This is a genomic window from Bradyrhizobium sp. F1.13.3 (genome assembly GCF_040548265.1).
Classification (GTDB): Bacteria; Pseudomonadota; Alphaproteobacteria; order Rhizobiales; family Xanthobacteraceae; genus Bradyrhizobium.
Window position 1 is genome coordinate 196,639 of the sequence record NZ_JBEPRI010000003.1, and the last position, 15,954, is coordinate 212,592.

Consider the following 15,954-nt stretch of genomic DNA (forward strand, 5'->3'; position numbering starts at 1 on the left):
GACGTCCGATGTTGTGGCTACCAGCCCAGCAATTCCGGCTTGCGCGGCAGCTCGACGGTCTTGACCTTCTCGAGCTTGATAGCTCCCTTGGCCATGAGGTCGTTGAGGTCGCCGTCGGTCGCGCCCGCAATCTTGGTGCGGTAGAGATCGACCTTCAGCGTGCCGCGGTGGTCCTTGCCGGTCCAGGTCGAGGCATTGCAGACGCCTTCCATGCCTGATGGCACCCAGTCCTTCTTCTGGTAGAAGCCCTTGGCGACGTTCTCGCCGGTGGCGCCGCCGTTCTTGGCGGCCCAATCGATCGCTTCCTTCATGTAGAGCGCCGAGCAGACGGCCGCGATGTAGTGCACCGGGCGATAGACTTTGCCGGTGGGATCAGACATCTTCGAGATCTCCATCACCGTCTTCATGCCGGGCGCATCGCCGCCCCAGCTTACAGCGGTGCGCAGCGGGAAGATCACGCCGTCGGCGGCGTCGCCCGCGGTCTTGGCGGCATTCTCGTCCATGCCCCAGACATTGCCCATGAACTGGATGTCGACGCCGGCGGTCTTGCAGGCCTTCATCACCGAGATGTTGGACGCGGCGGTGTTGCCGAGATAGGCGTAGTTGGCGCCTGAGGATTTCAGGCTCAGGCACTGCGCGCTGTAGTCACCCGGCGCGAGCGCGAACACCAGCGGCGGCAGCACCTCGAAGCCGAGCTCCTGCGCCATCGCTTCGCCGGCGGCCTTCGGCGCGTTCGGATAGGGATGGTTGGCCCCCATGTGGACGAATTTTGGCTTGCCGGACTTGCCCTTGGTCTTCCAGTCTTCGGCTGCCCACATCAGCATCGCGCGCAGCGAGTCCGAATAGCTCGGACCGTAGAAGAAATTATAAGGCGCGGGCTTGGCCTTGCCGCTGACGCCTTCGGGATCGGTGAGGGCGGCGGCGTAGGAGCCGGAGAGGTCGGGGATTTTATCCTGTGCGAGGAAGCCGGTCAGCGCCTCGGTGTCTGCCGTGCCCCAGCCCATGATCGCCGCGACTTTGGAGTCCGGCGCCGACCACTTCTTGTAGAGCGCGATGGCGCGCGGTACCTGGTAGCCATAGTCGTTGGTGTCGACGTTGATCTGCTTGCCGCCCACGCCGCCGTTCTTGTTAACCCAGGCGAAGGTGTCGGCGACGGCCTGGCCGTAGGGCGTGCCGACGTCGGACGTGCCGCCGGAATAATCGGCGAGATGCCCGATCGCGATCTGCGCCTGCGCGCATGACGAGAATGCGGCGATCGCCAGGGTGAGCGAAGCGGTGCTCAAAAGGGATTTTGTCTTCATTGGTTGCCTCCTCCTGTTTATTTGTTGGTTAGAGAGTTGCCCGCGCTCAATGCGAGAACGGGTAGAGTTTCCAATACGCCTTGATCTGTCGCCAGCGATGGGCGAGCCCGTCCGGCTCGAACATCAGGAACGCGATGATGATCACCCCGATCGCGATCTCGCGCAGGAAGGTGATGTTGTTGTTGAGCGACAGCGCCTTGTCGATCGCGCCGCCCTTCAGCGTCACGCTGAGGAACTCCATCGTCTCGGGCAGCAGCACCACGAACGCGGTGCCCATCAGCGTGCCCATGATCGAACCGGTGCCGCCGATAATGATCATGGCGAGGAACAGGATCGAGCGTTCGATGCCGAAACCCTCTTGCGACACCACGAGCTGGTAGTGCGCATAGAGCGCGCCGGCGATGCCGGCGAAGAAGGCGGCGAGCCCAAAGGACAGCGTGCGGTACTTGGTGAGATTGATGCCCATGATCTCCGCGGAGAGATAATGGTCGCGGATCGCCACCAGCGCACGGCCGTCGCGGGTGCGCATCAGATTGGTGACGAGCACGTAGCTTGCAACTACGTAGGCGAGTACGACGTAGAAATATTGCCTGTCGCCGCGCAGCGTGTAACCGAAGATCGAGAACGGATTGGCGCTGGCCGGCACCGAGCCGCCGGTGAACCACTCCGCGCGGGAGAAGAAGTCGAGCAGGATATATTGCGCGGCGAGCGTGGCGATCACGAGGTAGAGCCCTTTCAGCCGCGCCGCCGGGATGCCGAAGATCAGTCCGACCAGCGCAGTGACGACGCCCGCGAGGGGGATCGCGAAGAAGACCGGAATCGATGTGCTGTTGGAGATGTAGGCAGACGTGAAGGCGCCGAGCAGGAAGAACGCGGCATGGCCGATCGAAATCTGGCCGGTGAAGCCAACCAGAATGTTGAGGCCAAGCGCGGCGATCGAGAAGATGCCGATCTGGATCAGGATGCTGAGCCAGTAGCCGCCGAGAATTTGCGGCACAAGGCAGAGCAGCAGCACGCCGAAGATCGCAAAATTGCGGCTGGTCGTAGTCGGGAAGATCGTGGTGTCGGCCGCGTAAGAGGTGCGGAAATCACCAGCAGGGATGAGGGCGGGGCCGGCCATGGATCAGATCCGTTCGATGTCGTGGGTGCCGAACAGGCCGTAGGGCTTGATCATCAGCACGATGATGAGGACGTAGAACGGCGCGATCTCGTAGAGATTGCCCCAGTGCAGGTATTCGCTGTCGACATACTGCGCGATGTTTTCGAGCAGGCCGATGATGATGCCGCCGAGCACGGCGCCCCCGACGGAATCGAGCCCGCCGAGGATCGCCGCCGGAAACACCTTTATGCCGTAAGCGGCGAGGCCCGAGGATACGCCGTTCACGACGGCAACAACGACGCCTGCCACCGCCGACACCGTTGCGGAGATCGCCCAAGCCATCGCGAACACGCTCTTCACGGAAATGCCGAGCGATTGCGCGACCTGCTGGTTGAACGCGGTGGCGCGCATCGCAAGCCCGTACTTTGAGGCGCGGAAGAACCAGGCCATGCCGATCATCATCGCGATCGAGACCACGAGGCTCATGACATAGACGGTTTGGATCTGAAGCCCGAACAGGCTGACGGACTGGCTCTCGAACACGCGCGGGAACGGCTGCGGATTGACGCCGAACATCCATTTCAGCGTCGCCTGCAGCACGGTGGACAGGCCGATGGTCACCATGATGACGGAGATGATGGGTTCGCCGATCATCGGCCGCAGGATCAGAACCTGCACCGCGATGCCGAACACGAACATGAACACCAGCGTCATCGGCATGCCGATCCAGAACGGCACCTGATATTTCGCGAGCAGGGTCCAGCACACCCAGGCGCCGACCAGCAAGAGTTCGCCCTGCGCGAAATTGACGACTTGCGTGGCCTTGTAGATCAGCACGAACGACATCGCGACCACGCCATAGAGCGTGCCGACCACGAGGCCGTTGACCAGGAGCTGAATGAGAAAAGCGGTGTTCATGTTATGCTATCCTTCGCCTCTCCCCGCTTGCGGGGAGAGGGCGTATCGACTGGCAGCGTGCGCCCGTTTGAAAGCGTGCTCACTCCGCGGCCTCCGCGAGCTGGCCCGGTCCACCCAGATCCACGACCCTCAGCGTTGTTCGTACGCGCTGTGTGGTGCCGTCCTGGAACCGGATCACAGTGTCCACGGGGATGTCGGCCTGGCCGCGGTAGATCGCGTCGATGATGCCTTCGTATTTCTCGTTGATGACGCTGCGGCGCACTTTCCGCGTGCGGGTAAGCTCGCCGTCGTCGGCGTCGAGCTCCTTGTAGAGCAGCAGGAAGCGCGAGATGCGCTGTGCCGGCGGCAGAGTGGCGTTGACGGTCTCGACTTCCTTCTTGAGCAGCGCATAGACCTCGGGCCGCGAGGCGAGATCGCTGTAGGTCGTGAACGAGAGCCGGTTCTTCTCAGCCCATTTGGAGATGATGGAGTAGCGGATGCAGATCATCGCCGCGAGCGCGTCGCGGCCTGCGCCAAGCACCACGGCTTCCGCGATATAAGGCGAGAACTTCAGCTTGTTTTCGATGAACTGCGGCGAGAAGCGCTCGCCGCGCGAGGTCTCGGCGAGATCCTTGATGCGGTCGATGACCACGAGCTGGCGATTCGCGTTGAAATAGCCGGCGTCGCCGGACAGCATCCAGCCATCCCTGACGTCGGCGACGCTCGCCTCCGGGTTCTTGTAATAGCCGAGGAACATGTGGGGATGCCGCACCACGATCTCGCCGACACCGTGAACGTCGGCATTGTCGATGCGGATTTCGATGCTGTCGGCCATCGGCACGCCGGTGGTGTCGGGATCGACCTTGCCCGCGGGATGCAGCGTGTAGGCCCCCAGCAGCTCGGTCTGGCCGTAGAGCGTGCGCAGCGGCACACCCATCGCCTGGAAGAACTTGAATGTCTCGGGCCCGAGTGCCGCGCCGCCGGTTGCGGCTGAACGCAGCCGGGTGAATCCGAGGCGGTCGCGCAATGCACGGAACAGGATCGCGTCGGCAAAGCCGGAACGCTGGCCCTGTTCGAGCGCGGCAAGCCCGCTCTTCATGCCGATGTCGAACAGGCTTTGCTTGAAAGGCGTTGCGTCCATCACCCTGGCGCGGACGTCGGCGGCGATCGATTCCCACACGCGCGGTGCAAACAGGACAAACGTCGGTGCGATCTCGCGCAGATCGCTCATCATGGTCTCGGGCTCTTCGACGAAGTTGATCTTCATCCGGCACAAGAGGCCTTTGCCGAGTACATAGACCTGTTCCATGATCCAGGGCAGCGGCAGCACCGACACGTATTCGTCGTCCGGCCCCTTCGGGTCGAAAGCCAGATACGTCGCGCAATGGCCGAGCACGCGGCCGGCGGCGAGCATCGCGAGCTTTGGATGCGAGGTGGTGCCAGACGTCGTGCAGAGGATCGCGACGTCCTCGCCCTTGGTCGCGTCCACCAGCCGGTCGTAAAGCTCCGGTTCGCGCGTCGCCCGCGCCCGGCCGAGTTCGGCAAACGTCTCCGCCGACATCAAACGCGGATCATCGTATTTCCGCATGCCGCGTGGATCGGAATAGATGATGTGCTTCAGCTTTGGGACGCGGTCGGCGAGCGTGAGCAGCTTGTCGACCTGCTCCTCGTCCTCGGCAAAGACGAGCTGCGCCTCGCCATAATTGAGGAGATACGAGGCTTCTTCGTCAAGCACGTCGCGATAGAGCCCGAGGCTCAATCCGCCGATCGCGTGGGTTGCGATTTCCGCCGCGACCCAGTCCGGCCGGTTGTCGCCGATGATGCCTATGACGTCTTGGCGCCCAAGGCCCATTTCGACGAGGCCGAGCGCGAAATCGCGCACCCGCCTCTGGTAGGCGTTCCAGGTGAACGGGCGCCATAGCCCAAGATCCTTCTCGCGCAGCGCAATCTCATTGCCGTACTCCTTCGCATTGAGCCGGAGCATCTTCGGATAGGTGTCGGCCTGCGCGACGCGGCCTGCGTAATCCATCATGCCGCGCTCTCCTGCGCCGGCGGAGCATCGTCAGGATCGACCAGCACCTCGTCCTCTTCGCCGAGATAGGCGCGCCTGACGTGGGGATCGGCGAGCACGGCGGCCGGATCGCCCTCTGCGATCTTGCGGCCGAAATCCAGCACCATGACGCGGTGGGAGATGTCCATCACCACACCCATGTCGTGCTCGATCATCACCACGGTCATGCCGAACTCCTCGTTGAGATCGACGATGTAGCGGGCCATGTCCTCCTTCTCCTCGAAGTTCATTCCGGCCATCGGCTCATCGAGGAGAATGAGGCGCGGCTCCAGTGCCATGGCGCGCGCGAGCTCGACCCGCTTGCGCAGGCCATAGGAGAGGGTGCCGGCTTGCGCCTTTCGCACCGACTGGAGATCGAGGAAATCGATGATCTCCTCGACCTTGCGGCGGTGCTCGAGCTCTTCCTTGCGCGCGCCGGTGAACCAGTACAGCGAGCCCGTGAGAAAATTGTTCTTCAGGAGGTGATGGCGGCCGACCATGATGTTGTCGAGCACGCTCATGTGGTGGAACAGCGCCAGGTTCTGGAAGGTGCGGCCGATGCCGAGCGAAGCGCGCGCGTTGGGCGTCAGGCCGGTGATGTCGCGGCCCTGGTAGAACAGCTGGCCTTCGGTCGGCTTGTAGCGGCCGGAAATACAGTTCACGATCGAGGTCTTGCCGGCGCCGTTGGGGCCGATGATCGAGAACAGCTCGCCTTCCCTGATGGCGAAGCCGACATCAGTCAGCGCACGAACGCCGCCGAATCGCAAGGACACGCCGCGCACTTCAAGACTGGTAGCCACCAAACAGATCCCTCCCGGTGATGGCGCTTTCAGTGGCGCTCTTCGTCCGTTCTATCGGGCGATCCTAGTACGGCCGTGCCGGTGAGACCATGCAGCAGATGGTCTCGACCGAAGCCGCGCCGCTCTCGTTCCCGTTTGGGATCAAAAGCCGCATCGCCCGAGGTGGTCCTCAATAGGGGAAAGCGCTATTTTGAAATGTCTCCCGGCTGACAATTCTGCGACAAAGTTTTTGGATGGGAGCATCCTCCATCTTTCGTCGGATGGTGGTCGGAACGATCATGCTGCATTGCAGCAGAATAAGGAGTGACGCACGGTGCGGCTGGCTTCGGGATCATGATTTCAGAAGATCAACTGAAGCGCGTCGCTGCCTGGTCGCGCGAGCTCACGCAAGCGGAGATCGAGGTCGCTCGCGCCGGGATAACGGAGCGGTCCTACGGCACCGGCGAGACCGTCTTCATGCGCGGCGACACGTTCGACTATTGGGCCGGCATGGTCTTCGGCCTTGCCCGGATGGGCGGGGTCTCGCGCGACGGCAAGGAGACGAGTCTTGCCGGTCTGACGGCAGGCGCCTGGTTCGGCGAAGGCAGCGTGCTCAAGAACGAGCCGCGCCGCTATGACGTGGTCGCGCTGCGCAACAGCCGTGTCGCACTGATGGAACGTAGCGCCTTCATGTGGCTGTTCGAGAACAGCGTCGGCTTCAACCGCTTCCTGGTGCGCCAGCTCAACGAGCGGCTCGGCCAGTTCATCGGCATGCTCGAAGTCAACCGCACGCTGGATGCCACCGCGCGGCTTGCCCGCAGCATCGCCTCGCTGTTCAATCCGATCCTCTATCCGGAATCCACCGCGCATCTGGAGATCACCCAGGAGGAGATCGGCGCGCTTTCCGGCATGTCCCGCCAGAATGCCAACCGCGCGCTGAACCGGCTGGAGAAAGAGGGCTTGCTCCGGCTGGAATATGGCGGCGTCACCATCCTCGATATCGAGCGATTGCGCGGTTACGGGGATTAGCGCCCATTGGCGGGGGCGTGCACCGGCCAGAGGTCAGCGCGCCAGCGCACCGCGATCGCCATCATTGCGATGAACCCCGATACAGCATAGAGCGACCCCGTCGCGGAATAGCCGATGAGGTCGATCAGGCTGCCGGCCGCGAGCAATCCGAGCGGCAGGCCGTAGATCACCATCATGCGCACGCCCATGACGCGGCCGCGAAGGTGTGCGCTGGCCGTCCGCATCAGGATGACGGCAGCTGATATCATCGACATGCTCTGGGCGATGCCGGCGAGCACGAGGCAGGCCATCGCCACCGGCATGGTCCTGATCTCGACGAACACCAGCAGCATGGCGTACCAGGCCAGCGTCGCTCCGATCAGGAGCCGGGCAATGCGCAATCCGCTGACGAGGCTGAGCGTGATGGAGCCGATCAGCGAGCCGACGGCGAAGCTCGCCGAGAGATAACCGAGGCCGGTCTGGTCGGTATGAAAGATATCCCGCGCGATGTAGGGCAGCAATCCGCCGGTGAAAGGAAATGCGGTTAGGTTGGCAAGGAAGGCGACGCACAGCGCCGCGCGCATTCCCGGGCCATTCCAGGCGTAGACGATCCCTTCCTTCAAATCGACCAGCAATCTCGAAACGGCGCGACTGTCCGCCGGAAGATGAGTTGTGGCAATGGTCCTTTCCGGCCGGGTCAGGCAGAGCATGAGCAGCGCGGCCGCGAGATAGAGGCAGACGATCACCACGTAAACGAAGCCAATGCCGAGGACGGCAAATAGTCCGGCGCCCGTCAACGCGCCGGCGATGCGCGCGCTGTCCTGGGTCGTGCGCGCAACGCTGATGGCGCCCACCAGTTGCTCGGTCGGCATGATCTCGGCAAGCAGCGCGCCGCGAACGCCGAGGTCCGAGGGTCGAATCAGGCCCATGATTGCGACGATGATCATGACGCCTGGCGGCGTCAGGTGACCGGTCAGCGCCAGAATCATGATGGTCGACGCGAGCACCATATAGGCAAGACGCATCGCGACCAGGAGATCGCGATGACCCATGCGGTCGCCGATCATGCCGAACACCGGCGCCACCAAAGTCCCGACGAACTGGAGCGACGCAAGCACGGTGAGCAGCAGCACCGAGCCGGTCTCGACCATGATGTACCAACCGAGCACCAGCGTCTCGATCTCGAATGCCCAGGAGGTGAGCAGATCGGACGGCCATTGAAAGCGATAGTTGCGGATGCGGAATGGCGCGAGCGCGGAAAGGCGTATGGTCGTGCTCAAGTCTCGACGACGGGTATCACGGCGATTCCCTGCCCTTTGTTATTCGTTTTTCTGCTCGCAGGGTAACCCCGGCGATCCCGGTGTCAATCGGCGCTGCCGCATAGTGCCATGCTCGCCGACGACGCGCGATCAACGCGCAGGAGCTTGCTTCCGCTCCGCGAACGCCGTCGCCATGGCCGAGATCAGGGGCCGCATGAAATAGGCTTCGTCGGCCGGCGAGACGTCCGTGCGCAAACCATGCGCGGTGAGCTCGCCCGAGACCGCCGGTCCTACCGACGCGATCAGCGTCCGCTCGAGACCTACGCGCAGCTTCGCCTCGCTGCCGTGGGCTTTCGCGGCTTCGATCAGCCGGCGGACCTGCCCGAGATTGGTCAGCGCGATGGAATCGATCCGCCCTTCGGCCATGTCGTCGATGGCGGCGACGATATTAGCATCCGCCGCCTTGGAATCGTAGGCATAGGGCAGCACGCTATCGACCTCGGCCCCTTGCGCCGACAGCGCATCGGTCAGCGCGCTGTGATCCTTGTCGGGATAGAGCTGGAGGCCGAGGCGATGCCCCTTCAGGTCGAGATTGCCCAACATCTCGATCACGCCCTCGGTGGTCGGCTTCTCCGTGGTCTGCTGCGCCTCGAGCCCGACTTCGCGCAGTGCCTTGCCGGGCTTCGGGCCACGGGTGAATTTCCGCGATCCGGCAAGCGCCGCCACGAGGGCCTGATCGAGCCCTCGCGCGACGGCGAGCTTCATGATCCGCCGCAGTCCTTCGCCGGTCATCAGCACGAGATCGTCGAAGGGCTTGTCGATGGCACGGCGGATCCAGACCTCGACCGGGGCGGGGTCCGGTGCATCCTGGATGGTGAACATCGGGCATTGCACGACCTCGGCGCCTTGCTCGGCCAGCAGCTTCGAAAACTGCGCCTCCTCGCGCGTTTCGAGGATCAGGATGCGGGTGCCGTTCAAGCGGTCGGCCATGAGCCTACTCCGGTCAGTCAAAGCAATGGTGCGTTCATCCTGACTCCACGGTCGGGATTGGCGCAAGGGTGGGGTCGGTGATAGAGCAGGGCGCAATCGCGGATCGTTCCGCAGCCGTTGCCCAAACCTTCATCAAGGCCCATGCCAGATCATCAATATGTCCTGACCCTGTCCTGTCCGGATCGTCCCGGCATCGTCTCGGCGGTGTCGACCTTCCTGGCCCATAACGGACAGAACATTCTCGACGCCCAGCAGTTCGACGACATCGAGACCAACAAGTTCTTCATGCGGGTGGTGTTCACCGCCGCCGATCTCGCCGTGGAGCTGTCGGCGCTCCAGACCGGCTTTGCCGCGATCGCCGAGCGTTTCGGCATGGAATGGCAGATGCGAGATCGCGCCGCGCTTTGCAAGGTGATGCTGCTGGTATCGAAGTCCGACCACTGCCTGGTCGACATCCTCTATCGCTGGCGCACCGGCGAGCTGCCGATGACTTTGGCCGCAATCGTCTCCAATCATCCGCGCGAGGTCTATGACGGGCTCGATTTCGGCGGGGTTCCATTCCACTATCTGCCTGTTACGAAAGAGACCAAGCGCGATCAGGAGGCGCAGATCCTCGACCTCGTCGCCAAGACCGGGACGGATCTTGTCGTGCTTGCCCGCTATATGCAGATATTGTCGGACGATCTCTCGGCGAATCTGTCGGGGCGCTGCATCAACATCCACCACTCATTCCTGCCGGGTTTCAAGGGCGCAAGACCCTATCACCAGGCCCATGAGCGTGGCGTCAAGCTGATCGGCGCCACTGCGCATTACGTTACGCGCGACCTCGACGAGGGCCCGATCATCGACCAGGACGTCGAGCGCATCAGCCATCGCGACACGCCAGAGGATCTCGTCCGAAAGGGCCGGGACATCGAGCGCCGCGTGCTGGCGCGCGCGATTCGCTACCATCTCAACGACCGCGTCATCCTCAATGGCCGCAAGACCGTGGTGTTCGTGGATTGATTTGGCCCACCTCTCGCCGCAAGCGGCGAGAGGGCACGATTTAACGCACCGCGGTGCCGGAGGCCGAGCCCGTTGCGCCCTTCTGCGCCTGCTCTTCCTTTTCGCGATCCGCTGCCGGCATCAGCCGCTTGCGCTCGCGCTCCTTCATGTAGGCATCGTATTGCGGCGTGCCCGCCCGCGGCGGGGCGTCCGCCGGCAAGCCGCCGGCCCATTGCGGGACGTAGTCGCCCATGCCGGACGAGAGCTTTTCGTTGACGGTGCCGCAGCCGGACAGGCCCGCGGAGAGCGCGAGGAGGATCAGGAGGGAACGGAAGAATCTGGGCATTGTACGGGGGCGCGCGCGATCAGTCGTGTTGGACGCCAAGTCAGGCTGGCACCGGGAGAGTAGCCTTCAACAGGTAAAATAGACTTATTCGAGGTAGGTAACTTGGTACCGGAATATGTCGACCCCAAGCCTTGGCCGATGTTCAAATTCTGCAAACAAAGACGAAATCCTCCATCCCCTCGGCTGGCTGCGTTTCCAGACTGCGGCAAGAGCTCGCGACAAAGTGGCTTGATTGGAGATGAAGCTTTTTCGTTGACAGGTCCATTTGGTTTGTACAATCGTACAAATGAAGGTGATCGTAGTCACGATGCCGAGGTTACCCGGACGTGACCGATATCGCTTCTGCCGTCGACAATCGGAACGCTCGGCTTGCGCCGAATGGTCGCCAAACGTCCGATTGACAATAAGGGCGCGAAAGACGCCATGTGGCGCGCGACATCACGCGTGCGTGAGCTAAACTTAAGGCAAGGACCGGGCACTCGGTCCGGCGCACAAGAGATCAGGAATGAAGGGGAGGGACATCTGATGTTCGAACGCAAACAACTGTCTCGTACGACTATTTGGGCCGCTGCAGCTACCGCCATCGCGGGCCTTGCGGCCATCGCTCCGGCCAAGGCTGAGGACAGCGTCAAGGTCGGCCTGATCCTGCCGATGACCGGCGGCCAGGCCTCGACCGGCAAGCAGATCGAGAACGCGATCAAGCTCTACATGCAGCAGAAGGGCGACACCGTCGCCGGCAAGAAAATCGAGATCATCCTCAAGGACGATGCTGCGATTCCGGACAAGACCAAGACCGCCGCGCAGGAGCTGATTGTCAACGACAAGGTCCATTTCATCGCCGGTTTCGGCGTGACGCCGGCCGCGCTCGCGGCGGCGCCGCTGGCCACGCAAGCCAAGATCCCGGAAGTCGTGATGGCGGCCGGCACCTCCATCATCACCGAGCGCTCGCCCTATATTGTGCGCACCAGCTTCACCCTGGCGCAATCCTCCACCATCATCGCCGACTGGGCGGTGAAAAACGGCATCAAGAAGGTGGCGACGCTGACCTCGGACTACGCGCCGGGCAATGACGCGCTCAACTTCTTCAAGCAGAACTTCACCGCCGGTGGCGGCGAGGTGGTCGAAGAGGTGAAGACGCCGCTTGCCAATCCGGATTTCGCACCGTTCCTCCAGCGTATGAAGGATGCCAAGCCTGACGCGATCTTCGTGTTCGTGCCGGCCGGCCAGGGCGGCAACTTCATGAAGCAGTATGCCGAGCGCGGGCTCGACAAGGCCGGCATTAAGGTGATCGGACCGGGCGACGTGACCGACGACGATCTCCTCAACAACATGGGCGACGCCGTGCTGGGCACGGTCACCGCGCACCTCTATTCGGCGGCGCATTCCTCGCAGATGAACAAGGATTTCGTCGCGGCCTACAAGAAGGCGTACGGAAACCGGCCGGGCTTCATGGCAGTGAGCGGCTATGATGGCATTCACCTGATCTACGAGGCGTTGAAGAAGACCAATGGCGACACCGACGGCACCAAGCTGGTCGAAGCCATGAAGGGCCAGAAGTGGGAGAGCCCGCGCGGGCCGATCTCGATCGACCCCGAGACCCGCGACATCGTGCAGAACATCTACATCCGGAAGGTCGAGAAGGTCGACGGCGAGCTTTATAACGTCGAGTTTGCGACCTTCGAGGCCGTCAAGGATCTCGGCAAGACTAAGAAGTAACGCGCGAAAGCGCGTCATCCCCGAGCGCGCATCGGGGATCTCGCCCGCCACTCTCGTCATGACCGGGCTTGACCCGGGCAACCACGAGAGCCGAACCAAGAACGTGGATGGCCGGGACAAGCCCGGCCATGACGATAACTCCAAGCTGAGACGATGACCTCAATCCTCACCAACCTGTTCGATGGCGTTGCCTACGGCATGCTGCTGTTCGTGCTGGCTTGCGGGCTCGCGGTCACGCTCGGCTTGATGAACTTCGTCAACCTTGCCCATGGCGCCTTCGCCATGGCCGGCGGCTATGTCTGCATGGTGCTGGTCAACCGGATTGGCTGGCCATTCTTCGCTGCATTGCCGCTTGCCTTCGTCTCCTCTGCTGCGATCGGCATCGTGCTCGAGCGCACGCTGTACCGACACCTATATGCGCGCAGCCATCTCGATCAGGTGCTGTTCACGATCGGCCTCACGTTCATGTCGGTCGCGGCCGTCGACTACATCCAGGGCTCCTCGCGGGTCTTCATCAACTTGCCGGCAGCGCTCCAGGGCCAGTTCGACGTGTTCGGCGTCGGCATCGGCCGCTACCGCCTGATGATCATCGTGATCTGCGGGCTGCTCACCATTGGTCTCCAGATGGTGCTGGCGAAGACGCGGTTCGGCAGCCGTCTGCGCGCCGCGGTCGACGATCCCCGCGCCGCGAGCGGCCTCGGCATCAACGTGCCGCAGGTGTTCGCTTTCACATTTGCCTTTGGTTGCGGCCTGGCTGGTCTCGGCGGCGCGCTGAGTGCCGAAATCCTCGGCCTCGACCCGTACTTTCCGCTGAAGTTCATGATCTACTTCCTGATCGTGGTCACCGTGGGCGGCTCGTCCTCGATCACCGGCCCGTTTCTGGCCTCGCTGCTGCTCGGCATCGGCGACGTCGCTGGCAAATATTACGTCCCGAAGATGGGGCCTTTCGTGATCTACACCATGATGATCGTGATCCTGATCTGGCGCCCGAACGGTCTGTTCGGCCGCACGGCCGCGCGTTGAGTTCGCCGATGAGCGCCTCCTCCGACGTCGGCTATCACGCCCAGCGCAAGGCCCGCTGGCATTATGGCGAGGCCGCTTTCTGGCTGATCGTGCTGGCCTGCGGCTTCGTATTTCCCACGCGTTATTTGATCATGACGGACATCCTGCGGCTCGCGCTGTTTGCGATGTCGCTCGATCTGATCCTCGGCTACGCTGGCATCGTCTCGCTCGGCCATGCCGCCTTCTTCGGCGTCGGCGCCTACGCGGCAGGGCTTCTTGCGCTGCACGGAATCATCAACGAACCCGTGCTTGCGCTTGTCGTCGCCGGCCTTGTCGCGATGGTGCTCGGATTCGCCACCAGCTTCCTCGTGATCCGCGGCGTCGACCTGACGCGGCTGATGGTGACGCTCGGCATCGCGTTGTTGCTCGAGGCGCTGGCCGAACGCTTCTCCAACATCACCGGCGGCACCGACGGCCTGCAGGGTATCGAGATGCAGCCGATCTTCGGTGAGATCCCATTCGATATGTTCGGCAAGACCGGCTTCTTCTATTCGCTCGCCGTTCTGTTCTTGTTGTTCCTGTTCGCCCGCCGCGTCGTGCATTCCCCGTTCGGACTGTCATTGCGCGCGATCAAGAACAACCCGCTGCGCGCGGCCGCTATCGGCATCCCCGTCAACCGCCGCTTGATTGCGATCTACACGCTCGCAGCGTTCTATGCCGGCATCGCAGGCGCGCTGTTCACCCAGACCACTGCGATCGCCTCGCTCGACGTGTTCTCCTTCGAGCGCTCGGCGGACCTGATGCTGGTGCTCGTGATCGGCGGCACCGGCTATCTTTATGGCGGGCTGATCGGCGCAGTGCTGTTTCGAATGCTGCAGGAATTGTTCTCCACCATCACCCCGCAATACTGGCAGTTCTGGATCGGCCTCGTGCTCGTCGTGATCGTCCTTGTCGGCCGGCAGCGACTGCATCGCTGGATGCTGTATGTGCCCAATCTGGTCATCAGGCAGATAGCCGGGCGCAAGGCCGTCGTCGCCGTACCGGAGAGCGACGCATGATCATTGCGCTCGAAACCCAAAGTCTCGAAAAGCAGTTTGGCGGTCTGCGTGTCACTCGCGACTTGTCGCTAAAAATCGAACAAGGCGCCCGTCACGCGCTGATCGGCCCGAACGGCGCCGGCAAGACCACGGTCATCAACCAGCTCACCGGCGTGCTCAAGCCGAACTCGGGCCGCATCCTGCTCGAAGGGCAGGACATCACGGATCTGCCCGTGCACAAGCGCGTCTTGCGCGGCTTGTCGCGCACCTTCCAGATCAACCAGCTCTATCCCGACCTGACCCCGCTCGAGACCATCGGTCTCGCTGTCTCAGAGCGCCTCGGCCATGGCGGCGACTGGTGGCGGCGGATGGGTACGCGCAGCGACGTCAACGGCGAGATCGCCGACCTCCTGACGCGCTTCCACCTGCTCGACGTCATGAACGAACAGACCGTGACGCTGCCTTACGGCAAGCAGCGCCTGCTCGAGATCGCGGTCGCGATCGCCGCCAAGCCGCGCGTGCTGCTGCTGGACGAGCCCGCCGCCGGCGTGCCCGAGAGCGAGCGCCACGACATTCTTGCCGTCGTAGGCAGCCTGCCGCGCGACGTCACCGTGCTGCTGATCGAGCACGACATGGACCTCGTGTTCTCCTTCGCCGACCGCATCTCTGTCCTGGTCTCAGGCGCGCTGCTCACCGAAGGCCCGCCCGAGCAGGTCGCGCGCGACCCGCAGGTCAAGGCGGTCTATCTCGGCGAGGAGGCGGTCAATGTCTGACCTGCTCGCGATCGACTCGCTTCGCGCCGGCTATGGCGAGGCAGTGGTGCTGCCTAACATGTCGCTGCGTCTTGCCGAAGGTCAGGTGCTGGCGCTGTTGGGGCGCAACGGCACCGGCAAAACCACGCTGATCAACTCCATCGTCGGCGTCACCCGTCGCTTCTCCGGGACTGTCGGGCTGGGCGGTACCGACGTCACGACCTTGCGGCCGGACCAGCGGGCGCGCGCCGGGATCGGCTGGGTGCCGCAGGAGCGCAACATCTTCCGCTCTCTCACGGTGGAGGAGAACATGTCCGCAGTGGCCCAGCCCGGTCCCTGGACCGTCGAGAGGGTTTACGAGATGTTCCCGCGGCTGAAGGAGCGGCGTAGCAATTTCGGCAACCAGCTCTCCGGCGGCGAGCAGCAGATGCTGGCGATCGGCCGCGCGCTGACCCTCAATCCGAAAGTGCTTCTCCTGGACGAGCCGACCGAGGGCCTCGCCCCCATCATCGTCGAGGAGCTCTTGAAAGCGATCGGGACCATCACGCGGGCGGGCGGCATCTGCTCGATCATCGTCGAGCAGAATGCCCAAAAGATTCTGGGGCTGGCCGACCGTGTTGTGATATTGGAGCGCGGAACGATCGTCCACGACGCCCCGAGCGCCGCGCTGAAGGCCGACCCGTCGGTCCTCGAGCGCCACCTCGGCGTCGCAGGGGCGGCGGCCCACTAAAAAT

General features: G+C 63.1%; 15 protein-coding genes. 7 read left to right on the plus strand and 8 right to left on the minus strand.

From position 1 onward, the window contains the following. Positions 1–17 precede the first annotated feature (17 nt). The 5 genes from ABIB66_RS10590 to ABIB66_RS10610 all read right to left on the minus strand — a co-directional run bounded on the left by ABIB66_RS10590 (position 18) and on the right by ABIB66_RS10610 (position 6,147). Positions 18–1,301: an ABC transporter substrate-binding protein gene (locus tag ABIB66_RS10590; RefSeq protein WP_354254803.1), complete on the minus strand. Its 1,284-nt coding sequence runs from the start codon at positions 1,299–1,301 to the stop codon at positions 18–20. Between the two features lie 46 nt (positions 1,302–1,347). After that, the gene (locus tag ABIB66_RS10595) at positions 1,348–2,421 is read right to left on the minus strand and encodes a branched-chain amino acid ABC transporter permease (protein WP_354211024.1); all 1,074 of its coding nucleotides are present in this window, start codon (positions 2,419–2,421) and stop codon (positions 1,348–1,350) included. A gap of 3 nt (positions 2,422–2,424) precedes the next feature. Then, positions 2,425–3,318: a branched-chain amino acid ABC transporter permease gene (locus ABIB66_RS10600; RefSeq protein ID WP_007612526.1), complete on the minus strand. Its 894-nt coding sequence runs from the start codon at positions 3,316–3,318 to the stop codon at positions 2,425–2,427. 79 nt (positions 3,319–3,397) lie between these two features. Continuing rightward, positions 3,398–5,329 (minus strand): long-chain fatty acid--CoA ligase, encoded by a 1,932-nt coding sequence (locus tag ABIB66_RS10605; RefSeq protein WP_354254804.1) that lies wholly within the window; start codon positions 5,327–5,329, stop codon positions 3,398–3,400. Then, a complete protein-coding gene (locus ABIB66_RS10610; protein WP_354057951.1) occupies positions 5,326–6,147 on the minus strand; it encodes an ABC transporter ATP-binding protein in 822 nt (273 codons plus the stop codon). The genes ABIB66_RS10605 and ABIB66_RS10610 overlap by 4 nt, the downstream gene beginning before the upstream one ends. Before the next feature lie 333 nt (positions 6,148–6,480). On the opposite strand from ABIB66_RS10610, the gene ABIB66_RS10615 reads away from it, so the two are divergent. Then, complete coding sequence (locus tag ABIB66_RS10615) at positions 6,481–7,155, plus strand: Crp/Fnr family transcriptional regulator (protein WP_106946375.1); 675 nt, start codon at positions 6,481–6,483, stop codon at positions 7,153–7,155. Here the strand turns inward: ABIB66_RS10615 and ABIB66_RS10620 are convergent. Together ABIB66_RS10620 and ABIB66_RS10625 are read right to left on the minus strand one after the other, a co-directional pair. Next, positions 7,152–8,414: an MFS transporter gene (locus ABIB66_RS10620; RefSeq protein WP_354254805.1), complete on the minus strand. Its 1,263-nt coding sequence runs from the start codon at positions 8,412–8,414 to the stop codon at positions 7,152–7,154. The genes ABIB66_RS10615 and ABIB66_RS10620 overlap by 4 nt on opposite strands. 129 nt (positions 8,415–8,543) lie before the next feature. Continuing rightward, positions 8,544–9,383, minus strand: a complete 840-nt coding sequence (locus ABIB66_RS10625; protein WP_354254806.1) for a uroporphyrinogen-III synthase — start codon at positions 9,381–9,383, stop codon at positions 8,544–8,546. A gap of 141 nt (positions 9,384–9,524) precedes the next feature. Between ABIB66_RS10625 and purU the strand changes: the two genes are divergently transcribed. Next, a complete protein-coding gene (gene purU / locus ABIB66_RS10630; RefSeq protein WP_354254807.1) occupies positions 9,525–10,388 on the plus strand; it encodes a formyltetrahydrofolate deformylase in 864 nt (287 codons plus the stop codon). 40 nt (positions 10,389–10,428) lie between these two features. Here purU and ABIB66_RS10635 read toward each other — a convergent pair whose 3' ends face one another. Beyond that, on the minus strand, positions 10,429–10,713 hold the full coding sequence (locus tag ABIB66_RS10635) for a hypothetical protein (RefSeq protein WP_354057963.1): 285 nt from the start codon (positions 10,711–10,713) through the stop codon (positions 10,429–10,431). A gap of 525 nt (positions 10,714–11,238) precedes the next feature. Here ABIB66_RS10635 and ABIB66_RS10640 point away from each other — a divergent pair. From ABIB66_RS10640 to ABIB66_RS10660, 5 genes are all read left to right on the plus strand, one after another. After that, positions 11,239–12,429 carry an ABC transporter substrate-binding protein gene (locus tag ABIB66_RS10640; RefSeq protein ID WP_354254808.1) on the plus strand — a complete coding sequence of 397 codons (1,191 nt, stop codon included), beginning with the start codon at positions 11,239–11,241 and terminating at the stop codon, positions 12,427–12,429. A gap of 153 nt (positions 12,430–12,582) precedes the next feature. Beyond that, a complete protein-coding gene (locus tag ABIB66_RS10645; protein ID WP_354211031.1) occupies positions 12,583–13,452 on the plus strand; it encodes a branched-chain amino acid ABC transporter permease in 870 nt (289 codons plus the stop codon). Between the two features lie 8 nt (positions 13,453–13,460). Next, positions 13,461–14,489: a branched-chain amino acid ABC transporter permease gene (locus ABIB66_RS10650; RefSeq protein WP_354057967.1), complete on the plus strand. Its 1,029-nt coding sequence runs from the start codon at positions 13,461–13,463 to the stop codon at positions 14,487–14,489. Further along, the gene (locus tag ABIB66_RS10655) at positions 14,486–15,241 is read left to right on the plus strand and encodes an ABC transporter ATP-binding protein (RefSeq protein ID WP_275169915.1); all 756 of its coding nucleotides are present in this window, start codon (positions 14,486–14,488) and stop codon (positions 15,239–15,241) included. The genes ABIB66_RS10650 and ABIB66_RS10655 overlap by 4 nt, the downstream gene beginning before the upstream one ends. Continuing rightward, positions 15,234–15,950 (plus strand): ABC transporter ATP-binding protein, encoded by a 717-nt coding sequence (locus tag ABIB66_RS10660; protein ID WP_354254809.1) that lies wholly within the window; start codon positions 15,234–15,236, stop codon positions 15,948–15,950. Before ABIB66_RS10655 ends, ABIB66_RS10660 begins: the two co-directional genes overlap by 8 nt. The last annotated feature ends 4 nt before the right edge of the window (positions 15,951–15,954 follow it).